The 23,824-nt window shown below is 63.8% G+C and carries 28 protein-coding genes, 2 tRNA genes and 1 pseudogene; 10 read left to right on the forward strand and 21 right to left on the reverse strand.

All coding sequences use genetic code 11. The features are described from left to right. Window positions 1–86: 86 nt before the first annotated feature. Window positions 87–163: transfer RNA gene (locus FJ543_RS28625), tRNA-Arg, on the reverse strand. Window positions 164–207: 44 nt separating this feature from the next. Beyond that, window positions 208–513: an ETC complex I subunit gene (locus tag FJ543_RS28630; RefSeq protein WP_015318428.1), complete on the reverse strand. Its 306-nt coding sequence runs from the start codon at window positions 511–513 to the stop codon at window positions 208–210. Between the two features lie 124 nt (window positions 514–637). On the opposite strand from FJ543_RS28630, the gene FJ543_RS28635 reads away from it, so the two are divergent. Both FJ543_RS28635 and FJ543_RS28640 read left to right on the forward strand, forming a co-directional pair. After that, window positions 638–714 (forward strand) — tRNA-Pro (locus FJ543_RS28635). 24 nt (window positions 715–738) lie between these two features. Continuing rightward, the gene (locus tag FJ543_RS28640; protein ID WP_224622123.1) at window positions 739–1,119 is read left to right on the forward strand and encodes a hypothetical protein; all 381 of its coding nucleotides are present in this window, start codon (window positions 739–741) and stop codon (window positions 1,117–1,119) included. A gap of 28 nt (window positions 1,120–1,147) precedes the next feature. Here the strand turns inward: FJ543_RS28640 and FJ543_RS28645 are convergent, their stop codons facing one another. The 5 genes from FJ543_RS28645 to FJ543_RS28665 all read right to left on the reverse strand — a co-directional run bounded on the left by FJ543_RS28645 (window position 1,148) and on the right by FJ543_RS28665 (window position 4,637). Next, window positions 1,148–1,537, reverse strand: a complete 390-nt coding sequence (locus FJ543_RS28645; RefSeq protein ID WP_015318430.1) for a type II toxin-antitoxin system VapC family toxin — start codon at window positions 1,535–1,537, stop codon at window positions 1,148–1,150. Next, on the reverse strand, window positions 1,534–1,791 hold the full coding sequence (locus FJ543_RS28650) for a type II toxin-antitoxin system prevent-host-death family antitoxin (protein WP_015318431.1): 258 nt from the start codon (window positions 1,789–1,791) through the stop codon (window positions 1,534–1,536). Before FJ543_RS28650 ends, FJ543_RS28645 begins: the two co-directional genes overlap by 4 nt. A gap of 330 nt (window positions 1,792–2,121) precedes the next feature. After that, the gene (gene hdaA, locus FJ543_RS28655) at window positions 2,122–2,826 is read right to left on the reverse strand and encodes a DnaA regulatory inactivator HdaA (RefSeq protein ID WP_140617264.1); all 705 of its coding nucleotides are present in this window, start codon (window positions 2,824–2,826) and stop codon (window positions 2,122–2,124) included. Between the two features lies 1 nt (window position 2,827). Beyond that, the gene (locus FJ543_RS28660; RefSeq protein WP_224622124.1) at window positions 2,828–4,108 is read right to left on the reverse strand and encodes an AI-2E family transporter; all 1,281 of its coding nucleotides are present in this window, start codon (window positions 4,106–4,108) and stop codon (window positions 2,828–2,830) included. After that, complete coding sequence (locus FJ543_RS28665) at window positions 4,083–4,637, reverse strand: CDP-alcohol phosphatidyltransferase family protein (RefSeq protein ID WP_015318434.1); 555 nt, start codon at window positions 4,635–4,637, stop codon at window positions 4,083–4,085. Before FJ543_RS28665 ends, FJ543_RS28660 begins: the two co-directional genes overlap by 26 nt. A 208-nt stretch (window positions 4,638–4,845) precedes the next feature. Here FJ543_RS28665 and purM point away from each other — a divergent pair, with 208 nt between their 5' ends. The 3 genes from purM to FJ543_RS28680 are packed head-to-tail and all read left to right on the forward strand — an operon-like array spanning window position 4,846 to window position 7,189. Next, window positions 4,846–5,955, forward strand: a complete 1,110-nt coding sequence (purM, locus tag FJ543_RS28670; RefSeq protein ID WP_140617178.1) for a phosphoribosylformylglycinamidine cyclo-ligase — start codon at window positions 4,846–4,848, stop codon at window positions 5,953–5,955. Further along, on the forward strand, window positions 5,952–6,665 hold the full coding sequence (gene purN / locus FJ543_RS28675; RefSeq protein WP_140878562.1) for a phosphoribosylglycinamide formyltransferase: 714 nt from the start codon (window positions 5,952–5,954) through the stop codon (window positions 6,663–6,665). Before purM ends, purN begins: the two co-directional genes overlap by 4 nt. A 14-nt stretch (window positions 6,666–6,679) precedes the next feature. Then, window positions 6,680–7,189 carry a histidine phosphatase family protein gene (locus FJ543_RS28680; RefSeq protein ID WP_015318437.1) on the forward strand — a complete coding sequence of 170 codons (510 nt, stop codon included), beginning with the start codon at window positions 6,680–6,682 and terminating at the stop codon, window positions 7,187–7,189. Window positions 7,190–7,239: 50 nt separating this feature from the next. Here FJ543_RS28680 and FJ543_RS28685 read toward each other — a convergent pair whose 3' ends face one another. The 4 genes from FJ543_RS28685 to FJ543_RS28700 form a co-directional block, all read right to left on the reverse strand. After that, on the reverse strand, window positions 7,240–7,479 hold the full coding sequence (locus FJ543_RS28685; protein ID WP_015318438.1) for a DUF680 domain-containing protein: 240 nt from the start codon (window positions 7,477–7,479) through the stop codon (window positions 7,240–7,242). Window positions 7,480–7,686: 207 nt separating this feature from the next. Further along, window positions 7,687–7,920 (reverse strand): DUF680 domain-containing protein, encoded by a 234-nt coding sequence (locus FJ543_RS28690; RefSeq protein WP_015318439.1) that lies wholly within the window; start codon window positions 7,918–7,920, stop codon window positions 7,687–7,689. A 444-nt stretch (window positions 7,921–8,364) separates the two neighbouring features. Next, on the reverse strand, window positions 8,365–8,592 hold the full coding sequence (locus FJ543_RS28695) for a DUF680 domain-containing protein (RefSeq protein ID WP_015318440.1): 228 nt from the start codon (window positions 8,590–8,592) through the stop codon (window positions 8,365–8,367). A gap of 45 nt (window positions 8,593–8,637) precedes the next feature. Next, window positions 8,638–8,838 (reverse strand): DUF680 domain-containing protein, encoded by a 201-nt coding sequence (locus FJ543_RS28700; protein WP_015318441.1) that lies wholly within the window; start codon window positions 8,836–8,838, stop codon window positions 8,638–8,640. 480 nt (window positions 8,839–9,318) lie between these two features. Here FJ543_RS28700 and FJ543_RS28705 point away from each other — a divergent pair, with 480 nt between their 5' ends. Both FJ543_RS28705 and FJ543_RS28710 read left to right on the forward strand, forming a co-directional pair. Continuing rightward, a complete protein-coding gene (locus tag FJ543_RS28705; RefSeq protein WP_140617181.1) occupies window positions 9,319–9,996 on the forward strand; it encodes a response regulator in 678 nt (225 codons plus the stop codon). A 12-nt stretch (window positions 9,997–10,008) separates the two neighbouring features. Next, on the forward strand, window positions 10,009–11,361 hold the full coding sequence (locus FJ543_RS28710) for a sensor histidine kinase (RefSeq protein WP_140878564.1): 1,353 nt from the start codon (window positions 10,009–10,011) through the stop codon (window positions 11,359–11,361). Between the two features lie 45 nt (window positions 11,362–11,406). On the opposite strand, the gene FJ543_RS28715 is transcribed toward FJ543_RS28710, so the two are convergent. From FJ543_RS28715 to FJ543_RS31625, 6 genes are all read right to left on the reverse strand, one after another. Continuing rightward, window positions 11,407–12,285, reverse strand: a complete 879-nt coding sequence (locus FJ543_RS28715) for an ABC transporter permease (protein WP_015318444.1) — start codon at window positions 12,283–12,285, stop codon at window positions 11,407–11,409. 14 nt (window positions 12,286–12,299) lie between these two features. Continuing rightward, window positions 12,300–13,154, reverse strand: a complete 855-nt coding sequence (locus tag FJ543_RS28720) for an ABC transporter ATP-binding protein (protein WP_015318445.1) — start codon at window positions 13,152–13,154, stop codon at window positions 12,300–12,302. A 162-nt stretch (window positions 13,155–13,316) separates the two neighbouring features. Continuing rightward, window positions 13,317–14,330 (reverse strand): ABC transporter substrate-binding protein, encoded by a 1,014-nt coding sequence (locus FJ543_RS28725; RefSeq protein ID WP_015318446.1) that lies wholly within the window; start codon window positions 14,328–14,330, stop codon window positions 13,317–13,319. Between the two features lie 175 nt (window positions 14,331–14,505). After that, on the reverse strand, window positions 14,506–15,285 hold the full coding sequence (gene dapB, locus FJ543_RS28730; RefSeq protein WP_140878566.1) for a 4-hydroxy-tetrahydrodipicolinate reductase: 780 nt from the start codon (window positions 15,283–15,285) through the stop codon (window positions 14,506–14,508). 9 nt (window positions 15,286–15,294) lie between these two features. Next, window positions 15,295–17,388, reverse strand: coding sequence for an ATP-dependent helicase (locus FJ543_RS28735; RefSeq protein WP_140878568.1), 2,094 nt, complete (start codon window positions 17,386–17,388; stop codon window positions 15,295–15,297). A 68-nt stretch (window positions 17,389–17,456) separates the two neighbouring features. Then, a complete protein-coding gene (locus FJ543_RS31625; protein WP_015318449.1) occupies window positions 17,457–17,630 on the reverse strand; it encodes a hypothetical protein in 174 nt (57 codons plus the stop codon). Between the two features lie 109 nt (window positions 17,631–17,739). Here FJ543_RS31625 and FJ543_RS31630 point away from each other — a divergent pair, with 109 nt between their 5' ends. Further along, complete coding sequence (locus FJ543_RS31630) at window positions 17,740–17,880, forward strand: hypothetical protein (RefSeq protein ID WP_015318450.1); 141 nt, start codon at window positions 17,740–17,742, stop codon at window positions 17,878–17,880. A gap of 33 nt (window positions 17,881–17,913) precedes the next feature. Here FJ543_RS31630 and FJ543_RS28740 read toward each other — a convergent pair whose 3' ends face one another. The 4 genes and pseudogenes from FJ543_RS28740 to FJ543_RS28755 form a co-directional block, all read right to left on the reverse strand. Beyond that, window positions 17,914–18,084, reverse strand: a complete 171-nt coding sequence (locus tag FJ543_RS28740) for a hypothetical protein (RefSeq protein ID WP_224525574.1) — start codon at window positions 18,082–18,084, stop codon at window positions 17,914–17,916. Between the two features lie 308 nt (window positions 18,085–18,392). Next, window positions 18,393–19,552, reverse strand: a pseudogene (locus FJ543_RS28745) (M20 aminoacylase family protein). Continuing rightward, a complete protein-coding gene (locus FJ543_RS28750) occupies window positions 19,545–20,792 on the reverse strand; it encodes a Zn-dependent hydrolase (protein WP_140878639.1) in 1,248 nt (415 codons plus the stop codon). Before FJ543_RS28750 ends, FJ543_RS28745 begins: the two are co-directional and overlap by 8 nt. A gap of 14 nt (window positions 20,793–20,806) precedes the next feature. Then, window positions 20,807–22,015 carry a diaminopropionate ammonia-lyase gene (locus tag FJ543_RS28755; RefSeq protein WP_140878570.1) on the reverse strand — a complete coding sequence of 403 codons (1,209 nt, stop codon included), beginning with the start codon at window positions 22,013–22,015 and terminating at the stop codon, window positions 20,807–20,809. A gap of 104 nt (window positions 22,016–22,119) precedes the next feature. Here FJ543_RS28755 and FJ543_RS28760 point away from each other — a divergent pair, with 104 nt between their 5' ends. Continuing rightward, on the forward strand, window positions 22,120–22,599 hold the full coding sequence (locus FJ543_RS28760) for an Lrp/AsnC family transcriptional regulator (protein ID WP_140617189.1): 480 nt from the start codon (window positions 22,120–22,122) through the stop codon (window positions 22,597–22,599). Between the two features lie 61 nt (window positions 22,600–22,660). Further along, complete coding sequence (locus tag FJ543_RS28765) at window positions 22,661–23,803, forward strand: NAD(P)/FAD-dependent oxidoreductase (protein ID WP_140878572.1); 1,143 nt, start codon at window positions 22,661–22,663, stop codon at window positions 23,801–23,803. The last annotated feature ends 21 nt before the right edge of the window (window positions 23,804–23,824 follow it).

The following is a 23,824-nucleotide window of genomic DNA, read 5'->3' on the forward strand; positions in this document are numbered from 1 at the left end:
ACTCCAAAACCCCTTCGGGCCAAAAGTGTTACCCATGTCTCCGGTATAAACCGTAACCTATGTGTCCGGAACGGACCTGAAATTATTGGCGATCCCGACAGGATTCGAACCTGTGACCATCGGCTTAGAAGGCCGGTGCTCTATCCAGCTGAGCTACGGGACCGTCGGCCGGCCAACGGCCGGCTGGATGCTTGGGCCTGCCGCCTTTCAGTGCGTCCAGGGCGTCCTGCGGTCATAGCGGAAATTCTCCGCATAGGAAATCTGGCGGCGCTTGGTCTCTTTCGGTTCCTCGACACGGAAGGCAAGCCCTTCCTTTTCCGCGTAGGCCACCGCTTCTTCGCGCGTGTCGAAGGTGAGCCGGATCTGGCTTCTCATGTCACCCGACGTGGTGTAGCCCATCAAGGGATCGATCTTCTTGCGCATCTCGGGGTCGAATTCCAGCACCCAATGGCCGGTCTTGGCCTTGCCGGACTGCATCGCGGTTTTGGCTGGGCTGAAAATGCGCGCGGACATGGCCACCTCTTTGTTGGCAAGGCGGCATCGCCGCCTCTTCGCCCGTCATTACTGCGCATTGGCAGCGCCGGCAAGGTTTTTGCACTTGCCATGTACCACCGAAATGAATAGGCAACAGACCGTTCGGAGTGTAGCGCAGGCTGGTAGCGCATCTGGTTTGGGACCAGAGGGTCGGGAGTTCGAATCTCTCCACTCCGACCATTTCTCATTTAAAATGCGACACCGATGGCACCGAAGGGGTTTTGGCCCTTATCCGCGTGTCATTATTTCAGGCTCGCTTCCATCGCCATTGCTGGCTTAAGCTGCGGCAAACGGGGGGTGGCGGTGCTTGGGATAGATGCTTGGGTGTCGCTGTTCGGGCCGGCCTATTTCGCCTATGCGGGCGTGACGGTTCCGTTCATGGTGGCATGGGCGATCGCCTGTGCCGCCTTGGCGACGTGGAACAATCGCGAGAGCCGCAGGCACGGCAGGCTCGCACCTGGCATCGTCGCCTCCCGTTCGTGGGCAGCCAGCATCGGGATTTTTGTGCTGGTCGCGGCCTGCTATATTGCCGCGCACTCGGCCGTCTATCTGTTGGTCCGGCATTTCGTCAGAATGTGGCTGTGATTGGCCGCAAGCTCACCGGCCGGCAGTGTTACGTTGAGAGCACACCCTCTATATCGGTTTTCGAAAAATCGGCTCCGACATACAACAGCCGGCAAGCGTGCTCCTTCGCCACCTCGTAGGAGAAACAATCGCCGAAATTGAGCGCGGCCGGATGGCTGCCCTTGCCCCATCGCGCATAGGCTTCGGCGATACGCCGGGCCGAGGCCGGCGTTACCACCACCACCTCGAAACCAAGCCCGTCAATCAGGCTGGACAGCTCGGCGGCGACGCCACGATGGGCCGCGACGATCAGCGCCTCGGCAACGGTGCCGGCGGAGATCAGGAGGTCGTTCTCGGCTGCGAGCGCGGCCATGCAGGCGTCGGCCTGAAGTTCATTCAGGACGATCGCCATAAGCGCCGACGTATCGACCGCGATCATTCTGGCATGCCGTCATCGCCATAAAGGAAGTCCTGGCTGCGGGCAGCGGATGGTCCGGCCTTCATCTTGGCCGCCCCTGCCGCACGCGCCGCTTCCATGAGCGTCCGGCGACCTTCCTTGCCGGGCATTGCCTTGATGGGAACCAGCCGCACGGCCGCATGGCCGTGACGGGTCAGAATGACCTCGTCGCCCGCCTCAGCGCGGCGCACCAGCTCGGTCAGCTGTCCCTTGGCGTCGGTAACGGATACCTGCATCGAATACTCCGCATGGACCATTCTCCGGTCCAAATCTTTCAATCGAGAAATAGACCATCGAGTGGTCTATTTCAAGAGTTTCGACAATGCGGGGTGGTCCGTGTCGTTGGGATGGATGTCCGCTGCGGCGGCACCCGCTCGACGCATTTTGAACGCAAGCTCGCCGGGCGAGAACCCCAAGCGCCTCATTCCCGGCGAGCCTACAACCTGATTTGGAACGCAATCAGGACCGGGGTCAGCCGGCAAGCTCACGCAGCAAGATGGATGCCAGCATTGTTTCCCAAAATGGGACTGAGGTCGAGACGGAGGACCGCCGGAACCCTGAAGTCATCAAATCTCGAACTCGCCCTGCCCTTCGTCCATGGCATTGACGGTTTCGGCGGCCAATGCCCTGGTGATCGGCATCTTGCGCTCCAGGGCGGTACGATCCAGGCGCTCCACCACACGCATCGCGGTTGCCAGAGAACGCTCGATGCGCCGCACCAAATACTGCACGACATGCGGCTCGACCTCGACCTGGCGGTCGGCGAACAGCTTGGTGATGACACCGGCGAGCAGGAGATCATCGGGCTCATGGATCTCGACGGTCGCCGCAGCCTTGAGCCGCGATGCAAGATCGGGCAGCGATACACCCCAGGCCGAGGGAAAGCGGCGTGCGGTCAAAAGCAGCGTCGAGCCGGCGCCACGCACCGCATTGATGAGATGGAACAGGCCCAGTTCGTCGACCGCGCGTGCGTCGACATCATCGATCAGGGCCGGGCGGGCACCAAGATTTGCGATGCTGTCGCCAATGCGCCTGGCGTCGACAGTCACCGCCTTGGCGCGCGCACCCCAGATCGAGGCCAGATGCGTCTTGCCGGAGCCGGCTGGGCCCGCCAGCACGACCACCGGTGCTGGCCAATCCGGCCAGCGGTCGACCAGTGCGGCCGCCTGGTTGTTGGTACCGGAGACGACCAGCTCGTCACGCGAGTAACCGGTGCCATGGCCGAGATCGAGCGGCAACTGGCGTGGCGGGTCGGTTCGCTGCGCGGTCACTTCAGCGACGCGGTTGCGAGCGGTGGCCGCCGCCGCGATCGGCTGGCAATGCCGGCGCGGGTTCTGTCGCATGGCCTTTGTAGAGCGGCGATTCGAGATAACGGGCGATGGCAAATCGCACCAGCACCGCAACCGCCGCCGAAGCCGGCACGGCAATCAAAAGGCCGACGAAGCCGAACAGAGCGCCGAAGGCGAACAGCGCGAACATCAGCCATACAGGATGCAGGCCGACGCTTTTGCCGACCAGCCTGGGCTGCAGGATGTTGCCTTCGATGAACTGGCCGATGAAGAAGACCACCGCAACCGCGACGATCATCGTCCAGTCCGGCCAGAACTGAACGAAGGCGACGCCGACGGCCAGCACCAGCCCGGTCAATGAGCCGACATAGGGGATGAAGGAGATCAGCCCGGCGAACAGGCCGATGAGGATGGCGAAGTTCAGCCCGGTCAGCGTAAGGCCGGTGGCGTACATGGCGCCCAGCACCAGGCAGAGCGTACCCTGGCCGCGCACGAAGCCAGCGGTGGCGGTGTTGACGTCGCGCGCGATGGCGCGGACCGTGGCGACGTTGTCGCGCGGCACCCAGCTGTCGATGACCGCCACCATGCGGTCCCAGTCGAGCAGCATGTAGAAGGCCACGACCGGCGTCACCACGAACAGGCTGACCACCGAGACCAGCGCCACGCCCGAACTCCAGATCGAAGTGAAAACCGTCGTGAGCAGGCCGAAACCGGAGGTCAGCAGCGAGTTCAGCCCATCGCGCAAGCCATTGGCGTTGACGCCAAATTTCTGTTCCAGCCACTTCGGATCAAAGGAGGTGATCAGGCTCTGCAGCCGGGTCAGGTACTCCGGCAGCTTGCCGGCGAAATCGGCCATCTGTGTCGCCAGCACCGGAATGAGGATGACCAAGGCCAGCACCAGCACGATCAGGAATGTGATGAGGATGACCACCGTCGCCATGAAGCGGCTGAGGCCGAGCCGCTGCAGACGGTCGGCGACCGGATCGAGGAAATAGGCAAGCACCATGCCGGCGACGAAGGGCAGCAGGATGTCGCTGAAGACATAAAGGAAGAGCGCCAGGATCGCGGCACCCGCCAGCCAGAAGAATATCTGGCGCCGGAACGTGGCCGACGCCTCGGCCTCTGCCGCCGTCTCGCCTTCCGGCACGACGACACCCAGCTGGCCGTCGTCGGTCTTGCCCAGCGCCGCCGCCTTGCGGGCGGCCGGCTTGCGGGCAGGCTTGCCGTCGATGGGCTTGTCAGCCTGATTTACCGCCTTCGCCATAGCCGCTCATATGCCTCAGCCAAGCCACGAGATAGGCCGCGGCCGAAGCCACGGTCAAGACCCCGGACAGCAATATGAGGCCTGGCCGCAGAGGGTCGAGGTGCACGGCAAAGGCGAGTTCGCCCAGCACAACCGCCGCCAGCACGATCTGGACGGCGGTATTCGCCTTCGAGACCAGGAACGGTTTGATCTCGACCGGATGGGCCATCGCCGTGGACAACAGGACCGCGCAGACGATCAAGGCGTCACGCGACACCATGGTGACGACCAGCCACAGCGGCAACTGCCCGATGATGCCCATGACGACGAACACCGAAACCAGCAGCAGCTTGTCGGCGATCGGATCGAGATAGGCGCCGAACCTGGACTGCTGGTTGAAGCGGCGGGCGATGAAGCCGTCGACGCCGTCGGAAATGCCGGCAACGACGAAGCCGGCAAAGGCCCAGTCCCAACGCGCCTGCAGCATGGCCAACACCACGGCAGGCACCAGGACAACGCGCAGCATGGTGATCAGGTTGGGGATGGTCAACGCATTGTCCCGCCGTATTATGCGTTGAGATAGATGAGGGAGATGGAGGGCCGAGGCAAGGGAGAGCCGGCTGGCCAGCCGCAAGCACTGAGTGCGATGCCCCCGGCTATCCACGCTTTTGTCGGCCAAACGAAGCCCGGTTCGGCCGTTATCCTTGCGGACCGAAACCGTTCATGCGAAGAGCCCGCAAACGAGCAGGAACATTGCGATGAGCAAGCGCGAAACCGGCCAGCATAAAACGGGCCAGAACAAAACGGCCAAGCGCGGAAACGGGCTCACCTATGCGCAGGCGGGCGTCGATATCGATGCCGGCAACCTCATGGTCGAGAAGATCAAGCCGCTGGTGCGCGCGACGCGCAGGCCGGGCGCCGATGGCGAGATCGGCGGCTTCGGCGGCCTGTTCGATCTGAAAGCGGCCGGTTTCACCGATCCGGTGCTGGTAGCAGCCAATGACGGCGTCGGCACCAAGCTCAAGATCGCCATCGAGGCGGGAAAACACGACACGATCGGCATCGACCTTGTCGCCATGTGCGTCAACGACATCGTCGTGCAGGGCGCCGAACCGCTGTTCTTCCTCGACTATTTCGCCACCGGCAAACTCGATCCCGATCAGGGTGCCGCGATTGTCGGCGGCATCGCACAGGGCTGCCGTCAGGCCGGCTGCGCGCTGATCGGCGGCGAGACGGCGGAAATGCCGGGCATGTATCACGGCAAGGATTATGACCTTGCTGGCTTTGCCGTGGGTGCGGCCGAACGCGGCCAGCTCCTGCCCACCGACGACATCGTCGAGGGCGACGTGCTGCTCGGGCTGGCCTCTTCTGGCCTGCATTCGAATGGTTTCTCGCTGGTGCGCCGCATCGTCGCCGCCAGCGGTCTGGCGTGGAACGATCCAGCACCGTTCAACGACGAGGCGACGCTTGCCGAGGCACTGCTCGAACCCACCCGCATCTACGTCAAGTCGATCCTCAAGGCGATCCGCAACACGCATGGCATCAAGGCGCTGGCGCACATCACCGGCGGCGGTTTTCCGGAAAACATTCCGCGCGTGCTGCCCAAGGACTTTTCCGCCGAACTTGACCTCAATGCCATCGACGTGCCGCCGGTGTTTTCCTGGCTGGCCAAGACAGGCGGCGTGGCGCCGGAGGAGATGATGCGCACCTTCAATTGCGGCATCGGCATGATTTTGGCTGTCGCTTCCGGTCAGGCGGCGCAGGTCGCTGCCGTGCTGCAGGAAGCCGGCGAGACGGTGACGCCGATCGGCCGCATCGTGCCGCGCCGCGACGCCGGCGTCATCTATCGGGGCTCGATCGGCCTATGAGCACGCAGAGAAAACGCACCGTTGTCCTGATTTCGGGGCGCGGCTCCAACATGACCGCGCTGATCGCGGCGGCCAGCGATCCGGCCTTCCCGGCCGAGATTGCCGGCGTCATTTCCGACAAGGCGGACGCCGCCGGCCTCGGCATCGCCAGGGCACGCGGCATCGCCACCCAGGTCATTTCCCGCGCCGACCATGGCAGCAAGCAGGCGCATGACGCGGCGATCGACGCGGCACTTGCGGCCTTCAACGCCGACATCGTGGCGCTGGCCGGCTATATGCGCATCCTGACCCCCGGCTTTGTCCAGAAATGGCAGGGCCGCATGATCAACATCCACCCTGCCCTGCTGCCGGCCTTCAAGGGGCTCGACACCCATGCGCGCGCGTTGGCCGCCGGCATCCGCATCCATGGCTGCACGGTGCATTTCGTCACGTCCGAGATGGATGATGGCCCGATCATCGCGCAAGCGGCCGTGCCGGTGATGGTCGGCGACAATGCCGATACGCTGGCCGCGCGCGTGCTCAAGGCAGAGCACCAGCTCTACCCGCTGGCGCTTGGACTGGTCGCCGAAGGCAAGGCACGCATGGAGGCCGGGCATACGGTTCTTGCCCACTTCGCCGACGATGCCGACAACGGCACCTCGGTGGTGATGGCGCCCGATCCGCTGCGCGAGGAAGCCGACCTCGAGCACCTGGCGCGGATCACGCCCTGAGCGAGAGCGCAGCGATGAAACAGCTGCTCCTGCTGCGTCACGCCAAATCGAGTTGGGACGACCCTGACCTCGACGATTTCGACCGACCGCTGGCGGAACGTGGGTTGAAGGCGGCCCGGCTGATCGGCCGCGAGCTTGGAGCGCGCAACTGGCTGCCGGATCAGGCGCTGGTGTCGCCGGCGCTGCGCACCCGCGATACCTGGCGGCTGGTGGCGGCGGAACTGCCAGTGCATCCCCGGGTCGCGTTTGCCGAGGCGCTCTACGATGCCGCAGCGGCGGATATTCTGGGTCAGCTACGCAAAGCGGACCCTTCGACCAGCTGCCTGCTGGTTCTCGGCCACAATCCGGGCCTTGAGGAGCTGGCAAAACAGCTTGCCGGACCGGGATCGGAGGCGAAGGCGCGCAAGAGGCTCGAGGAAAAGTTTCCGACAGCAGCCCTCGCGCGCTTCGTCCTTGAAGACGATTGGTCCGGGGTGTCGGCCGCCAGGCTGACACATTGCCTGCGGCCGAAGGATCTGAGCTAGAAGTCTAATGTCCGCGGGTGCGGCAGATCAGACCCGCCGCAGCCGCGACATCAGTTACCCCAGATGCCCTGGCCAGGCTCGGGCCAGTCGGTGGCTGGCTTCATCTTGGTGTCGGCGGTCTTGTGTTTGATCATATCCGTGTCGTTGACGGCGCCCGTGGCGGCGTGATCCACGCCGGCGACCGGGGCGACCGGCTGGTTGGCATTGTCGGAGCCATAGTGGTCGCTGCCGGCGAATGCACCCCCGGCTGCGACAAGGATAGCGGCGGTAGCGAGAGCAAGTCTGTTCATTTCAATCTCCTGTTCATCCGTTGGGCGGCGTCTTGGGAGGACGGTTCCGCTGAGGAGAAGACCACAAGCAGCCTGGTTTTATTCCTGGACGTGAGATGTTTTGCCTACTGAGAAGATCGGCGGCCTTCGGTCTGACCTCATTCAAAACAAGAGCGGCGGGCCAGACCCACCGCTCTTTGTCGTCAAGCCAGGCGAGGCCGGCGTGGATCAGTTGCCCCAGTTGCCCTGGCCGGGATCAGGCTGATTGGAATCGGGCGTCAGCTTGAAACCGCGGTGTTCGACCGGTTTGCGGATCGAAGCCGTATAGCTGTGGTCGATTTTACCCGCGGGCGCGGTGACCGCCGGCTGATTGACATTGTCAGAGCCATAATTGTCGCTGCCGGCGAAGGCGCCGCCCGTGGCAACGAGAATGGCGGCGGCGGTAAGTGCGATCCTGTTCATTTCTTTACTCCGATAGGTCTGGTCTGTCCGTCAAGTGGCGTGCCTTTGGGAGGAATTTCGCGTCGCTCGGACCAGCTGAAAGTGGGTTTTTCGTTCGTCGGCTTCCAATCACGAAGATGTTCCTTCACGGCCCGATTTCGCACCTCAAGGCTGGATCCCGGATTTCGGCAGAAGTGTTTTCATCAACATTATCAGCCGCTTGTTGCGCAACTCACGGAGCATTACGCTTTGTTTCGCCGAGGCGGCGTTCGCCGGGCGCTCACGGCGCGTCAACATTAATTGAACCAATTGGTTCGATCCGTGACCGGCGCGCTGGCCGGCACTTGTTCGACGGCTATCCGGCACGACTGAACCCGACTGGCTCGCCTGATTCCATTTGTCACAAAAAACAAGAGCGGCGGGCCAGGCCCACCGCTCTTTGTAGTCACGCGATGCAAGAAGGGATTAGCGGCCCCAGATGCCCTGGCCCGACTGGGCCGGAACGTTGGCATTGGCATCGGCCTGCGCCTTGTCCGCCTTCAGGATCGAACCGGTGTGGAAGGTGTCGACGTTGGAGGTCGACTGGCTGGCAACCGGCTGGTTGGCGTTGTCGGAACCGTAGTTGTCGCTGCCGGCAAAAGCGGTGCCAGTGGCAACGAGGATGGCAGCGGCGGTGAGTGCGATTTTGGTCATTTCAAGTACTCCTGAATTCAAAGTTGGATGGATTGGCAGTCGCGATTAGCGGCCGAAGAGGTTGCGGTCAGCGCCCTGCGGAGCCTGGACCGACGCGGCCGTCGACTTCGAGGTCGAAGCAGTGACCGAATGGTCGACAGTGGCGGCAGGCTGGTTGGCGTTGGCCGAGCCATAATTGTCGCTGCCGGCAAAAGCAGTGCCCGTGGCAACGAGGATGGCGGCGGCGGTAAGAGCGATCTTGGTCATTTTATTTACTCCAGAATTTCCTTGTTCTGTCCGTCTAGTGGCGTGCCCTTGGGAGGATTTCGCGTCGCTCGGACCACCTCCAGATGGGGAAGGCCCTTTGGAATTACCAGTCGCGTCGGCTTTGCAGTATTTCATCATATTATGGACAATGCATATTGCATTGCAGCATTTTTAGCCTGAATTCTCAAACGTTTTCAGGTGATTAGCGTTTCTCCCGCAGACGCAAACACCAACCGACTCACGCCTATTGTTCACTGTTTACGATACAATCCGTCAACCAGAACCGAACCGTTCGGTTCGATTTATGTTTCAAACGAGGCATCTAGCCCGCGAAAACCCATCGCCGGCTGCAGCCAAGCCGCATTTGCCTTGCGTTGCGATCGATACTATCGATCATCCGGGTTCCGATTGCCGAATGGGATCGTCGATCGAGCCTTGGTGGCCGTTGAGACCGAAGTGGATGCTGGAACGGCAATAGACATGCGATTGCTGCTTGTGGAGGACAATCGCGAACTGGCGGACTGGCTAGGCAAGACCTTGCGCCAGGCGAATTATGTCGTTGACATCGTCCATGACGGCGAGGATGTCGAGCACGCGCTTGCCGCCGGCGACCACGCGCTTGTCATTCTCGACCTTGCGTTGCCCCGCATGGGCGGACTGGAAGTGCTGCGCATGCTGCGAGCCCGCGGCAACCGGGTGCCGGTGATCGTACTGACCGCCAATGCCAGCCTCGATGGCCGGGTCAAAGGCCTCAACGAAGGCGCCGACGACTATCTGGCGAAGCCCTTCCAGGTAGAGGAGCTCGAAGCGCGCATCCGCGTGCAACTGCGCCGCGCCAATGACCGGACGGCACCGGTCGTTGCCTGCGGCGACCTCATCTTCGACACCAACACCAGGCTGTTTTCGCTCGGCGGTGAAACACTGGCCCTGACACCGCGCGAACATGCAGTGCTTGAACAATTGATGATCAAGGCGGGACGTACGGTAAGCAAGGCCGCCCTGTCGGCGGCGATCTACGATTTCGAGACCGACGCCGATCCAAGCGCCATCGAGATCTATGTGCACCGTGTGCGCAAGAAGCTCGAGGGGTCGCGGGTCCAGATCACCACTTTGCGTGGCCTCGGCTATCTCTTGCGCCATGAGGATCTGGCGCCATGATGATTTGGCGCTATGAAGACTAACAGCCTGCGTCTGCAATTGCTGGCCTGGGTCGTGCTCCCCCTGGCCGGGCTTGCGACCATCAATCTGTGGACCAGCCAGCGCAACGCTCTGGCGACCGCCGATCTGGTCACCGACCGCATGCTGGTCGGCTCGGCCCGTGCCATCGCCGAGCAGGTCGCCATGGCCGATGGCGTACTCGATGCCACCATCCCGCCGGCGGCGATCGAGATGTTCGATACCGGCGATCGCGACAGCGTCTACTATCGCGTCGAGACCGCCGGAGGACGGTTGCTGACCGGTTACCCCGATTTGCCGCAAGCGCCGCGGCATGCGAGCGCCGAGGCGAGCTATCGCGACCATATGTTGCGGCTCTTGACGCTCAGCCACGCGGTGATCGGCGCCGGCGGCGATTCCCCCATAACGGTCACCGTGGGCATAACGCTCTCCGGGCATGATGCGATGGTGAAGCGGCTGTGGTTCAGCGCCTTCGTCCAGCAACTGGCGCTGGTGGCGATCGCCGGCGTATTCGTGCTGCTTGGCCTGCGCCGCGGCCTGGCGCCATTGATGAGCCTGCGCGACGCGGTGCGTTCGCCAAGCCGAAGCGACCTCGATCCGGTTGACGCGCCGGGCGCGCAGAGCGAAATCCGGCCTCTGATAGAGGCGCTCAACGCCTACATGGAACGGGTGCGCGCGCAGATGGGAGCGCAGCGCCGTTTCATCGCCAATGCCGCACATCAATTGCGCACGCCGCTGGCGCTGCTATCGACGCAGGCAAGCTATGCGCTACGCGAAACCGCCACCGATGCGCGCCAGGAAGCACTGGTGGCGCTGCAGGCCAGCTCCGGCAAGCTGGCGCGGCTGGCCGAACAATTGCTCACCCTGTCGCGTGCCGAGCCTGGCAGCCGGCGGCCACGCGCCGATCGCATCGACCTGACAGAAGCCGCCCGCCATGTACTGGAAACGCAGGCGCCCGCGGCGATCGCCCGCAAGATCGATCTCGGGCTGGAGGAAACAGGGCCGGTTGCAGTCATTGGCGACGGCACCATGCTGCGCGAGATGATCGTCAATCTTGTCGACAACGCGCTGCGTTACTCGACGGCAGGCGCCAGCGTGACGGTGAAGCTGGCCGCCATCGATAGCGAAGCCGTGTTGACGGTAGCCGATGACGGACCCGGCATCCCGGCCGAAGAGCGGGATCACGTGTTCGAGCGCTTTTATCGCATCGCCGGTTCGACCGAGGAAGGCAGCGGCCTGGGCCTCGCCATCGTGCGCGAGGTTGTCGAGAATGCCGGCGGCCGCGTCACCCTCGGGGATGGCGCGGCCGGCGGTCTGGTGGTCGAGGTCAGGTTGCCCCTGGCCTGAACCGACCCGCACCAAGCGCGGGCTCGTACTGTCCTCGGAACAAAATCAGGTGCCCTGCTCGTTGAACGGCGCCGGCCGCCACTTGACGACATAGTTCTCGAAGCGGGTGATGATGAATTCCACCACCAGCGCCATAACCGCCAGGATGATCATGGCGGCGAAGACGCCATTGGCGTTGAAGGCGCCCTGCGCGGTCGAGATCAGCAGGCCCATGCCTTGCTTGGCGCCGAGGAATTCGCCGACCACGGCGCCGACCAAGGCAAAGCCGAAGCTGACATGCAGGCTGGCCAAGATCCAGCTCATCGCCGACGGGATAATGACGGTGCGGGTGATCTGGAACGGCGAGGCACCGAGGATCTGGGCGTTGGCGATCATCGCCCTGTCGGCCTCGCGAACCCCCTGGAAGGCGTTGGCGAAAACGACGAAGAACACCATCACCACGGCGAGCGCCACTTTCGAGGCCATGCCGAGGCCGAGCGCGATGATGAAGACAGAGCCGAGCACGACGCGCGGCACGGAATTGGCGATCTTGATGTAGATCGAAAAGACATCGGCCAGCAGCCGGTTGCGGCCGAGAATGATGCCGGCGGCGATGCCGCCCAGTGCGCCGATGGCGAAGCCGAGGAAGGTTTCCTCCAGCGTCACATAGATCTGCAGCCAGAGCGGTCCCTGCGAGGTGCCCTCGGTGATCCAGGACCAGATCTGTTCCCAGATGCCCGAGGGGCTGGCGAAGAAGAACGGGTCGATGATGTTATAGTCGGCGCCGAGTTCCCACAGGCCAAGGAACGCAACGAGGATAGCAAGGCGCAGGCCGATGACCAAAGCATGGCGGCGGCGCAGCCGGGCCCTCGCCCGGGCCTCGGCAACGGCAATGGAGGCATCGCGGACGGCGGCATGGGAAGCGGTGGGAGAGATAGCGGTCATGTTGGTGTCTCCTCTCAATGCCCGCTCTGCAAGGTGCGGCTCTGGCCGAGCTGCACTTCTTCGCGCAGGTCGTTCCAGATCACCTTGGCGATCTCGACGAATTTCGGGTCGTAACGGATGTCGGCCATGACACGCGGACGCGGCAGGTCGATGCGGTAGACGCTCTTGACCGTTCCCGGCCCGGCGGTGAGCACATAGACCTTGTCGGCCAGCGCCACCGCCTCCTCCAGATCGTGGGTGACGAAGACGACGGAGGATTTCTGTTCCGACCACAGGCCGAGCAATTCGTCCTGCATGGCCGTGCGCGTCTGCATGTCGAGCGCACTGAACGGCTCGTCCATAAGCAGAATCTTCGGCTGGTTGATGAAGGTCTGGGCAAGGGCGACGCGCTTGCGCATGCCGCCCGAAAGCTGGTGCGGATAATGTTTTTCGAAGCGGCCGAGGCCGACGCGGGCGATCCAGTCGCGGGCCCGATCATAGGCCTGCGCCTTGGGGATCCCGCGATAAAGCGGACCGGCGGCGACATTGTCGATGACGCTTCGCCAGGGAAAAAGCGCATCGGCCTGGAAGACGAAACCGATGTCGCGGCTGATATCGGTGACCGGTTTGCCCATGACGCGGACATGACCTGTGGTCGGCCGCAGCAGGCCGGTGACGAGGTTGAGCGTCGTCGACTTGCCGCAGCCGGTCGGCCCGACGACGCAGGCGAATTCGCCACGCGCCACCGTCATGGTGAAGTCGCGGATCGCCGTCATCATATGGCCGTCGGGCGTGACGAAGCGTAGCGTCACATCATCGATGGCGATCGCGGCATCGGCCGGCGGCGCGGCCTGAGACAACTTCTCAGCCGCCATCGTTTGCACTTGCATGGCATACTCCTGTGGCGATGATGCGAGAATGCCTGCGGCCAAAACTTGTGGTCGCCATCTCTCGAGATCGGTAAGCGCGCGCCGCTGCCAAATCGATTCAGGCCAGCGGCGCAACTTGTTGTTCCTCAAGAGCGAACCGGGTAACCCGCCTCGCCTGCCTGCCTACTTGGCGGCGTCGACGAATTCCGTCGTGAAGGTTTTCGACAGGTCGATCTGCTTGCCCTGCAGGCTCTTGGAGAAGGTCGACAGAACTTTCAGCACCGTCTCGGGGCCATCGGCCGGCATGCGTCCGTCGGGCGTGAACATCGCCTTGCCGCCGGCGAGCCCCTGGATATAGAGATCCTTGTTGCCGGCGTAATAGTCCTTCGGCATCTTGTCGGCGATCTCCTCGGCCGAATGGCCGGCGATGAACTTCATCGTCTTGACGAAGGCATTGGCGAGCTTCTGTGCTTCGTCCTTGTGGCCTTCGACCCAGGAAGACTGGACGTAGAAGGATGCCGCAGGATAGTCGCCGCCCAGCGCTTCCTTGGTCTTTTCGGGCGTGCGCATGTCGACCAGGACACTGGCCTCGCCGGTCTTGAGCAATTTCGCGATGGTCGGCTCCGTGGTCATGCCGGCCTGAATTTGGTCCTGCTTGACGGCGGCGATGAAGGTGTTGCCGGCGCCTACCGGCAGCAGCGTGTAATCACCCGGCTTCAGGCCGCTGCGGACGGCAAGATATTGCGTCAGGAAATCGGTCGACGACCCAAGCCCGGTGACGCCCAGCGTGGCGCCCTTGAAGTCGGCCGGCGACTTGATCTCCGGGTGCTTGGCGGAGACCAGTTCGACCTCGCCAGGGGCCTGGCTGAACTGGACGATCGACTCGATGTATTTGCCCTTTGACTGTAGGTCGACAGTGTGGTCATAAAAGCCGACAACGCCCTGCACGGCGCCGGCCAGCAATTCATTCTCGGCCTCGACGCCGGCTCGCGAGTTGATCAGTTCGACGTCGAGCCCCTCATCCTTGAAGTAGCCGAGCTGCTGGGTGAGCACGGCCGGCAGGTAAATCTGCTTTTCCATGCCGCCGACAATGATGGTGATCTTGTCCGCGGCGCACGCCGCGGTCGCGCCCGTGCCGACAATGGCGAGCGTCAGCGCCGCCGAACGCAAGATGCACTTCGAGATCAAACCGGTCATGTAACTTCCTCCACCTGGGCGGCGCGCCATCCAGGCTGCGCCGCATTCCTCCTGCCGGCCACTCCCGCACCGGTCACGCGGCGAACGCCGCAATGAATCAATTGCATGCCCAAGCTTTCAGCTGGCTTTCAGCCACTTTAGCAACCGGGGAATGAAAACAGCCAGGATTTGCTGGTTACGATGCGCCAAAACCCAATACGTCGCGCATGTCGTATTCGCCGGGAGCGCGGCCCGCCACCCACAATGCCGCGGCGATGGCGCCGCGTGCAAACATGATGCGGTCACCAGCCGAATGCGCCAAGGTGACGGTCTCGCCTTCCGTGCAGAAGCTGACGCTGTGCTCACCAATGATGGCGCCGCCCCGCGCCACCGCGAAGCCTATCTCGCCCGCCGGCCGCGCGCCGGTGACGCCATCGCGGACGCGCCTCGCAACCGTCTCCAGCCCGATTTCGCGTCCGCCGGCAACAGCCTGCCCCAGCATCAGCGCCGTGCCCGAAGGCGCGTCGATCTTGTGGCGATGATGCGCCTCGAAAATCTCCGCATCCCAGTCATCGGGGTCGAGCGCCCGCGCTGCCTGTTCGACCAATCCGACCAGCATGTTGAGCCCGAGCGAGAAGCTGCCGGAGCGCACGATGGCAATGGTTTTCGCGGCATGGGCGATGGTGGCCATCTCGGCGGCCTCGAAGCCCGTCGAGCCAATCACCAGGGCTGGCCCGCCCCTCCCGGCACACAATCTGGCCAGTTCCACGGAGGCCGCCGGCGTGGTGAAGTCGACCACCACGTCAGCCATGGCAATTGCCTCGTCGCGGCTCACCAGCCCGTCGCCGACACTGCCCGGACGGTGAAAGCAGCCGGTGAGCGCCAGACGCACATCGGCCCGCACCGCATCCGCCATCTGGCGACCCATGCGGCCGAGAGCGCCTGATATGGCGATCCTGATCGGCGGCTGCGGCATCGGCTCCTGCTATTTCCACATGCCGCGCATGCGCGCGCCAATATCGACGCGCACCTCCGGCCGAGGCGCCCTGCCCTGCGCCGCTTGCGCGGCCGGCCACGAAAGCTGCTGGAACGCGGCGAGGATGGAGGCCGGAATGAAACGGGTGCGCGAGGCGTAGACATGGCGGTCGCCGCGTGCCGCCTGGCCATGCGGAAAGAAGCGCTGGGGCATGACGAGGTTGAGATTGTCCTTGGCCCGTGTCATCGCCACGTAGAGCAGCCGTCGCTCCTCCTCGATATCTTCCTTGGTGCCGACACCGAGATCGGCCGGAATGCAGCCATCGACCGTGTTCAGCACGAAGACGTTCTTCCACTCCTGGCCCTTGGCCGAGTGGATGGTCGACAAGATCAAATAGTCCTCGTCGCGGTGCGGAGGGCCGGCCTGGTCGCTGGTTGCGTCCGGCGGATCGAGCGTCAGCTCGGTCAGGAAGCGTTCGCGCGAAGCATAGCCCAAGCCGATTTGCTCGAGTTGCAGCAGGTCGGCGCGGCGCGTGATCGCATCCTCGTGGATGCGCTCCAGATGCGGTTCGTACCACAGCCTGACCTGTTCGAGATCGGCCGGCCATTTGGCGCCGGCGCGCAAGCCGGAATAGAGCGAGACGAAGCCGGGCCAGTCGTCGGCGGCGCGCTGCGGCGGACGCCAGCCGGCCAGTCCCATCGCCTCGTCCAGCGCCGACGTCATGGCCTCGACGACCTGCGCGGCCGCGGAAGGGCCAATGCCGGGAAGAAGCTGCAGCACGCGAAAGCCGGCGACACGATCGCGCGGATTTTCGGCAAAGCGCAGTACCGCCAGCACGTCCTTGACATGCGCGGCATCGAGGAATTTCAGGCCACCGAACTTGACGAAAGGGATGTTGCGCCGCGTCAGCTCGATCTCCAGCGGCCCGCTGTGGTGCGAGGCGCGAAACAGCACCGCCTGCGACTTCAGCGCGGTACCGGCCTCGCGCTCGGCAAGGATGGTGTCGCAGACGAAGTTCGCTTGCTCGACCTCGTCGCGCACGGTCACAAGTCTCGGTTTGTCGGCGGATTTGCGTTCCGACCACAGGTTCTTGGTGAAGCGCTCCGAGGCTTCGCCGATAACCGCGTTGGCGGCCGCCAGAATGGTCTCGGTCGAGCGATAATTGCGCTCCAGCATCACCACATCGGCGGTCCGCGCGAACTGTCTAGGGAAGTCGAGGATGTTGCGCACTTCGGCGGCCCGGAACGAATAGATCGACTGCGCGTCGTCACCGACGACCGTCAGCCCGGCGCCGTCGGGCTTGAGTGCCATCAGGATCGAGGCCTGCAGCCGGTTGGTGTCCTGGTATTCGTCGACCAGCACATGGTCGAACCGTCCGCCCAGATGCGTGGCGATTTCAGGCTCGGCGGTCATCTGCGCCCAGTAGAGCAGCAAATCGTCGTAATCGAGCACATTCTGCGCCTGCTTGGCCTCCACGTAACCGGCAAACAATTGCTTGAGCTGCTCGGCCCAGCCGGCGCACCAGGGGAAGGCGGACCCCAGGACCTCACCCAGCGGCGCCTGCGCGTTGACGGCGCGCGAATAGATGGCAAGGCAGGTGCCTTTGGTCGGAAAGCGCGCTTCCGTCCTGGAGAAACCGAGTTCGTGGCGCACGAGATTCATCAGATCGGCGGAATCCTCGCGATCATGGATGGTGAAGGCCGGATCGAGGCCGATCTCCAGCGCATAGTCCCGCAGCAGCCGCGCGCCGATACCATGAAAAGTGCCGGCCCAGGTCAGTGCGTCCGTGATCACTGCGGCGTCGCGGCCGAGCACTTCGCCGGCGATGCGCTCGACACGTCTCGCCATTTCGGATGCGGCGCGCCGCGAAAACGTCATCAGCAGGATGCGGCGCGGGTCGGCTCCCTTGACGATCAAGTGGGCGACGCGGTGCGCCAGCGTGTTGGTCTTGCCGGAGCCGGCGCCGGCGATAACCAGCAGCGGGCCTGCAATCTTGCCGTCGCCATGTTCGACGGCCTGGCGTTGGGCGTCGTTCAGCCGGGCGAGATAAGCCGGCTGGCCGGTCTGTTCCAAAAACGTCGAATCATGGGCGGCGAGGTTCATCGCCCATCAAGCATCGTTTCCGCTTTGTTCGCAACAGAGAAGCAGCTCCGCCAATACAGCGGGAGCAATCAGCGTTTCGGGTCAACGCCCATCGACGCCGACTGCCGGCGTAGCGCCTCGCGGTCGTTTGCGGGCGCTGGCAGCAAGAGCGGATCGACACTGTCGGGAACCTCGTCGATCATCTTGCGGGCGAGACGGTAAGTGACAAAGGCCAGCGTGCCAACCAGAAGCAAACGGATCATGCGGCGGTCCTCCTTCGCTGGGTCAACCTGAGGCAGGGGATTTTGTTCCCTCGGCGCAATCGTGCAACCAAACCGACACCGCCTCGTTCTGCGGGTGGAGGAAGTAGCCATGAAAAAGCTGGGACTGATCCTCGCGCTGGTGACTTTGGCTTTCTCGGCCTGCGACAACAAATTGCCGCCGACAAAGGCGACTGGGGCCGATCAAGATCTCGCCATTCCTGTCGTGAACAATGGCATTGCCAGCCAGTGAATGGAGCATTGCGCAAAAACGATTGCGGGATCTTCACCGCATTGCCGCGATGCATTCCTCGAGACGCTCGAGGCGGAACTTGGCATTGCGCAGCTCGTGGCCTGCGTCCTGGCGCAGCTGTCGTGTCTGCGCCGAGGCGGCGGTCAAGTCTCGTTCGAGTTGAGCGATGCGGGCGCGCACCCGCCGCGCTTCGTCCTGACGCACCGCCTTTATCCAGCTCCGCCCGCGCATCTATGAACCGCAGCATCCAAAAGCGTGCCACAGCCATGACAGTAAAACCCTAACTTCCGCCGAGCGCGAGCGTTCTAACTTTAACGAAATCTAATTTAGCATGCGGGAGAGAAGGCCGGCGCCGCTTGGGAGGTAATCTGATAGCGCCGGCCAGGCGGATATCAGGTCCGCCGCGTGAGCGAGGCTAGCTGAGTCTTGCCGTAGCGTCATGCCAGATCAAGGATTTCGGCCTTTCCCCGGCGTTTTCCCCCGCTAAATGCCGCGAAAATCCCCCCGGGGGTTCAAGTCCCAAGCCGCTGCCTGGCGATGGCGGCATGGAAACTGGCGCCGAACAACAGCCCGTCGTCGTTGAAGTCGTAACTGGAATTGTGAAGCGGTGCCGAGGCCTCGCCGTTGCCGAGGAAGACGAAGCAGCCCGGCACGTGGTCGAGGAAGCGGGCGAAATCCTCCGACGCCGTCATCGGCTCGCGGGCGACCGCGATATTGCCGCGTTCGAAAACAGTCCCGGCGGCGGCAAAGGCCGCGTCGACCAGTTCGGCATCGTTGCGCAAAGGCACGAATTCCCTGGTGTAGTTGACCTCGGCGGCAACGTTGTAAGCGGTAGCGATGCCTTCGGCGATGATGCGCATCTGGCATTCGATCTTGGCGCTCACCTCGGGGCGGAAGCTGCGCGCGTCGCCAAGGATGCGGGCGATGCCCGGCAGTGCGTTGCGGGTGCCATCGGTGATCAGTTCGGTCACCGAAACCACGGAGATGTCGGCCGGGCTCAGCCGGCGCGAGACGATGGTCTGCAGGTTGGTAACCAGCGCACAGGCGGCGACCAGCGTTTCCTGACCGAATGCGGCCGCGCAGCGTGACCGCCCAATCCCCTGAGCACGATCTCGAAGACGTCTTCGGCCGACATGACCGGGCCGGCACGGGTCTCGAAATGTCCGACCGGCAAGCCCGGCATGTTGTGCAGGCCAAAGATCTCGTCGAAGGGAAAGCGCTGCATCAGGCCATCGTCGAGCATCGCCAACGCGCCTTTTCCCCATTCCTCCGCCGGCTGGAAGATGAAGCGCACGGTGCCGTCGAAACCGCCCTCCCCGGCCATGAGCTTGGCCGCACCGAGCAGCATCGCCGTGTGGCCGTCATGGCCGCAGGCATGCATGATTCCGGGATTGCCGGAGCGGTATGGCGCGGTTGATTGCTCTGATATGCGCAGAGCATCCATGTCGGCCCGCAGCGCGATCGCGCGGTTGCCGCTGCCGCGCTTCAAAGTCCCGACGACGCCGGTGCCGCCGACACCCTCGGCGACATCGTCCAGTCCGAATTCGCGCAGCTTGGCGGCGACGAAGGCCGCGGTGCGCTCCTCCTCGAAGCCGAATTCAGGGTGCGCGTGCAGATCATGCCGCCATTCGGTCATCTCCAGCTTCAGCACATCACGATCGATTTCAGCCATCGCCTGATACCTCCTGATCCGCAAGCTGGGCAACGATATCAAGCAGGATGTTGGCGCCGGCGACAAGCTCGGCATCGGCGGTATGTTCGCGCGGATTGTGGCTGATGCCACCGGCGCTCGGCACGAAAATCATCGCCGCGGGCGCGAGGCGCGCCATCATCTGCGCATCGTGGCCGGCGCCCGAGGTCATGCGCTTGGACGCGTACCCGCGCTTCTTCGCGGCAGCTTCGATCAATTCGACAATGCTTATATCGAAGATCACCGGCTCGAAGCGGGCCAGCCGCTCGACCGAGATCGCGACGCCACCATCGGCGGCCAGGTTCTCAAGAAACGCGGCGAGTGCGGCTTCCTCGGCTTGCAGGCGATGCTCGAAAGGGTCGCGCAGGTCGACGGTGAAGACGGCGCGCGAGGGAATGACATTGATGGCGTTTGGCTCGAAACGCATCGTTCCGACCGTTGCAACGGTCGGCGTGTTCGAGGCTTTGGCGCGGTCGTGCAGGAACGTGACGACACGCGCGGCCGCATGCCCGGCGTCATTGCGCATCGACATCGGCGTGGTGCCGGCGTGGTTGGCGACGCCGTCTATGGTGATGCGCTGCCAGGAGATGCCTTGCAGGTTTTCCACAGCACCGATCGGCACGCCTTCGCGTTCCAGAACCGGGCCCTGCTCGATATGCAATTCGAGATAGACGTGCGGCTTGAGGAAGCCCGGCTCCTCGTCGCCGGCATAGCCGATGCGGGCCAGTTCCTTTCCCAGCACGCTGCCGTCGGTGCCGACGGCCGCCAGCGCCTCGTCGATCCCGACACCGCCGGCATGGACCAGTGAACCCATCATGTCGGGGGAATAGCGAACCCCTTCCTCGTTGGTGAAGGCGGCGACCGCGAGCGGGCGCGACGGGACAAGAGCCGACGCCTTCAGCGTCTCGATTACCTCCAGCCCGGCGAGCACGCCGTAGCAGCCGTCATAAATGCCGGCATCGATGACGGTGTCGATATGCGAGCCGACGAGGATCGGCGCATGGCCGGCATTCGCCGGCGCCTGCCAGACGCCGAAGATATTTCCCATGCGATCGATGGCGATTTCGAGACCGGCCTCGCGTAGCCAGCCGACGAAGCGGTCGCGACCCAGCCTGTCGGCGTCGGAGGCGGCCAGCCGCACCAATCTGCCCTCGCCATCACGACCGATGCCGCCGAGCTCGCGGATGCGGCCAAGCAGCCTTTGTGCGTCGATCGAGGTCATGGCATCGATCAAGGTCATGGCGTCGCTCCAGAAAGCACCTTGCCGGCAAGCACATCCGCCGGATTCATGCCGACGAGTTCGGCATAGCAGCGGGGATCTGTCGCGCCTTCGGTGTTGACGACCAGGACGCGCGAACTGGCGTCGAGGCCAAGCTCGGCCTTATGATCGGCCATCGCCCGGATCAGCCCGGCAAGGCCGACCCCGCCGCTTTCACCGGCGACGATGGCCGGATCGTTGCCGGCCGGGCGTGCCAGCCGCCGCATCACGGCGATGGCTTCGTCCTCGTCGACGGTCATGAAGGCATCGGCGACGCGTGCCAGCACGCGCCAGGCGACCGGCGAGGCCTCGTAGCATTCGAGCATCGCCATGACTGTCGCCTCGCCATGCGCGATCTTGACCGGATGCCCGGCCTTGGCGGCGCCGAAGACGCAGGCGGCACGGGCGGGTTCCACCACCGTGAAAACCGGCCTTGTTTCGCCAAGCACGATGGCAAGATGGCCGGCTACCGCCGCCGCGATGCCGCCAACGCCGGCCTGCACGAAGACATGGGTCGGCGGTTCGGAGACCTGGCCCAGCGCCTCGCGCACGATCGCCGTGTAGCCCTGCATGACGAGGCCCGGAATGCGTTCGTAGCCCGGCCATGAGGTATCGGAAACCACCGTCCAGCCTTTCTCCGCGGCGACGCGCGCCGCCTGCCTGACCGAATCGTCGTAATTGCCGTCGACATGGATCATCTCCGCCCCATAGCGGGCGATGGCCGCGACGCGCCCGTCGCTGACGCCGGCATGGACAAAGATCGCCGCCTTTGCGCCAACAAGCTCGGCGCCTTGCGCGACGGAGCGGCCATGGTTGCCGTCGGTAGCGCAAGCAACCGTCATGGTCGCCGCGACCGACCGGACTTCGGGCCGATCGAGATCCGCGACACCGACGGAGCGGCCGAGCCGGTTGCTTGCCTCCTCCAGGACCAGACGGAAGACCGCATAGGCGCCGCCCAGAGCCTTGAAGCTGCCTAGACCGAGGCGAAAGCCCTCATCCTTGACATGCAAGGTGCCGAGACCGAGTTCGCCAGCCAACGCCGGCAGGGCGTGCAGCGGCGTCGCCAAGTGATTGTCACGGCGGGCAAGGAAACGCTCGACAGTGTCCGCCCCGGCGATGCCGAGGGTTTCGGCATCGGCCTCGTCCAGCGGCTGGCGGTGCAAGGCATGGCGATTGGGCAGGAACATTGGCGGTCTCTCCTTGGCGTCCAAGAGAAGATATATTGCAAACCCTGCGCAAAAAGCGCCGCAATTTAGCTCTTGAAATGCAAGTTTGTTTCGTCAGGATAGCAATGTCTCAGTCGCCAGCCTCACTCGACAGCTTCGATCTCGCCATCCTTGCCATCCTGCAGCGGGACAACACGACGCCGCAACGGCTGATCGGCGAGGCGGTGAACCTGTCGGCGCCAGCCGTGCAGCGCCGCATCAAGCGCATGGAGCAGACCGGCGTCATTACCGGCAATGTCGCCATTGTCGAGCCGGCGGCCGTCGGCCAGCCGATCACTATCTTCGTCGAGGTGGAGCTCGAGAGCGAACGCACCGAACTGATCGACGAGGCCAAGCGGCAATTCTCGGCGGAGCCGCAAGTACAGCAATGCTATTATGTCACGGGCGAGGCCGACTTCATCCTCGTCATCACCGTGGCCGACATGGGCGCCTACGAGGCGCTGACGCGAAAACTGTTCTTCGGCAGCAACAATGTGCGGAAGTTCCGCACCTTCGTCGCCATGGACCGCGTCAAGGTCGGGTTGACGGTGCCCCTGCCTGGATGAGCCGGTGCACCCTTGCCACGTTTCTGACATTCTGGATCGCCAATTGGAGGGGGAGGCGCGCATGGACGAAACCACGAAAGTCGCGATCATCGGTGCCGGGCCGGCGGGCCTGGCGGTTGCCGCATGTCTTCGCCAGGCCGGGCAGGATTTCGTCATGCTTGAGAAGGAGCAGCAGGCCGCGCCAGCCTGGCGGCGTCACTATGACCGTGTGCATCTGCATACGACCAAGCGTTACTCCTCGCTGCCCTTCGTTCCCTTCCCAAGGGATTATCCGCGCTATGTGCCGCGCCACCTCGTGGTCGAGTATCTCGACGCCTATGCAAAACGCTTCGCCCTGGAGCCCCGCTTCGGCGAAACGGTGCGGGCGATCACCCGGGAGGGCCGCGGTTGGCGGGTGGAATCGACCTCCGGCGCCTTACGCGCTTCGCATGTGGTGATCGCGTCCGGCTACAATGCCGAACCCTTGCTGCCCAGATTTGCCGGCATCGAGGCCTTCAAGGGCAAGACGCTGCACAGCGCCGACTATCGCAACGCCGCGCCTTTTGCCGGCCAATCGGTGCTGGTCGTCGGCATGGGCAATACCGGCGCGGAGATTGCGCTCGACCTGGTGGAAGGCGGCGCCCGACCGATGATCTCGGTGCGCGGGGGCGTTCACATCGTCCCGCGCGAACTGTTCGGCGTGCCGATCCAGATGGTCGGCATGGCGACGCGGCTCGGGCCGCAGCGCATCAACGACGCGCTGTTCCCCGTCATCCTCGATCTGGTGCTGGGGAGGCTGGAGAAGTTTGGGCTCAGACGGCCGAAGCAGGGATTGCTGCAGCAGATCGCCCTTGCGTCGCGCATTCCGGTGATCGATGTCGGCACCATCGGCAAGATCCGGGAAGGTGCTATCAAGGTGGCGCCCGACATCGCCGAAATCTCGGAACGCGGTGCCCGTTTTGCGGACGGCAAGCACGGCGAATTCGACGCCATCCTCTTCGCCACCGGCTATCGGCCGGGCTATGCCAGGTTCCTCGAACCCGGCGTGGAGCCCGGCCCCAGCGGCGTCAATGCCCGAGCTTCGGATCTCGGCCTCTATCTGGTCGGCTTTCACAACGCGGTCACCGGGCTGTTGCGCGAAATCGGCATCGAAGCCCAGGCGGTCGCCGATGACATCCGCCAGCGGCAAAACAGGAAAAAAGTGGCCGAAACCCTGCCGGTGTGATGGGCTCGCGGACGACTTGGC

The organism is Mesorhizobium sp. B2-5-7 (genome assembly GCF_006440875.1).
GTDB lineage: Bacteria > Pseudomonadota > Alphaproteobacteria > Rhizobiales > Rhizobiaceae > Mesorhizobium > Mesorhizobium australicum.

Bases quoted from the DNA above. Each gene is read 5' to 3' on its own strand.
- FJ543_RS31630 (WP_015318450.1), top strand. From the start codon at position 17,740: ATGAAAAAGCTGGGACTGATCCTCGCGCTGGTGACTTTGGCTTTCTCG.
- FJ543_RS28645 (WP_015318430.1), bottom strand. From the start codon at position 1,537: ATGATCGCGGTCGATACGTCGGCGCTTATGGCGATCGTCCTGAATGAA.
- dapB (WP_140878566.1), bottom strand. From the start codon at position 15,285: ATGCCGCAGCCGCCGATCAGGATCGCCATATCAGGCGCTCTCGGCCGC.
- purN (WP_140878562.1), top strand. From the start codon at position 5,952: ATGAGCACGCAGAGAAAACGCACCGTTGTCCTGATTTCGGGGCGCGGC.
- FJ543_RS28750 (WP_140878639.1), bottom strand. From the start codon at position 20,792: ATGACCTCGATCGACGCACAAAGGCTGCTTGGCCGCATCCGCGAGCTC.
- FJ543_RS28680 (WP_015318437.1), top strand. From the start codon at position 6,680: ATGAAACAGCTGCTCCTGCTGCGTCACGCCAAATCGAGTTGGGACGAC.
- FJ543_RS28660 (WP_224622124.1), bottom strand. From the start codon at position 4,108: ATGGCGAAGGCGGTAAATCAGGCTGACAAGCCCATCGACGGCAAGCCT.
- FJ543_RS28695 (WP_015318440.1), bottom strand. From the start codon at position 8,592: ATGACCAAAATCGCACTCACCGCCGCTGCCATCCTCGTTGCCACTGGC.
- FJ543_RS28735 (WP_140878568.1), bottom strand. From the start codon at position 17,388: ATGAACCTCGCCGCCCATGATTCGACGTTTTTGGAACAGACCGGCCAG.
- FJ543_RS31625 (WP_015318449.1), bottom strand. From the start codon at position 17,630: ATGATCCGTTTGCTTCTGGTTGGCACGCTGGCCTTTGTCACTTACCGT.
- FJ543_RS28640 (WP_224622123.1), top strand. From the start codon at position 739: ATGGCACCGAAGGGGTTTTGGCCCTTATCCGCGTGTCATTATTTCAGG.
- FJ543_RS28690 (WP_015318439.1), bottom strand. From the start codon at position 7,920: ATGAACAGGATCGCACTTACCGCCGCCGCCATTCTCGTTGCCACGGGC.
- FJ543_RS28715 (WP_015318444.1), bottom strand. From the start codon at position 12,285: ATGACCGCTATCTCTCCCACCGCTTCCCATGCCGCCGTCCGCGATGCC.
- FJ543_RS28725 (WP_015318446.1), bottom strand. From the start codon at position 14,330: ATGACCGGTTTGATCTCGAAGTGCATCTTGCGTTCGGCGGCGCTGACG.
- FJ543_RS28710 (WP_140878564.1), top strand. From the start codon at position 10,009: ATGAAGACTAACAGCCTGCGTCTGCAATTGCTGGCCTGGGTCGTGCTC.
- FJ543_RS28700 (WP_015318441.1), bottom strand. From the start codon at position 8,838: ATGACCAAGATCGCTCTTACCGCCGCCGCCATCCTCGTTGCCACGGGC.
- FJ543_RS28755 (WP_140878570.1), bottom strand. From the start codon at position 22,015: ATGTTCCTGCCCAATCGCCATGCCTTGCACCGCCAGCCGCTGGACGAG.
- FJ543_RS28630 (WP_015318428.1), bottom strand. From the start codon at position 513: ATGTCCGCGCGCATTTTCAGCCCAGCCAAAACCGCGATGCAGTCCGGC.
- FJ543_RS28705 (WP_140617181.1), top strand. From the start codon at position 9,319: ATGCGATTGCTGCTTGTGGAGGACAATCGCGAACTGGCGGACTGGCTA.
- FJ543_RS28765 (WP_140878572.1), top strand. From the start codon at position 22,661: ATGGACGAAACCACGAAAGTCGCGATCATCGGTGCCGGGCCGGCGGGC.
- purM (WP_140617178.1), top strand. From the start codon at position 4,846: ATGAGCAAGCGCGAAACCGGCCAGCATAAAACGGGCCAGAACAAAACG.
- FJ543_RS28720 (WP_015318445.1), bottom strand. From the start codon at position 13,154: ATGCAAGTGCAAACGATGGCGGCTGAGAAGTTGTCTCAGGCCGCGCCG.
- FJ543_RS28760 (WP_140617189.1), top strand. From the start codon at position 22,120: ATGTCTCAGTCGCCAGCCTCACTCGACAGCTTCGATCTCGCCATCCTT.
- FJ543_RS28650 (WP_015318431.1), bottom strand. From the start codon at position 1,791: ATGCAGGTATCCGTTACCGACGCCAAGGGACAGCTGACCGAGCTGGTG.
- FJ543_RS28685 (WP_015318438.1), bottom strand. From the start codon at position 7,479: ATGAACAGACTTGCTCTCGCTACCGCCGCTATCCTTGTCGCAGCCGGG.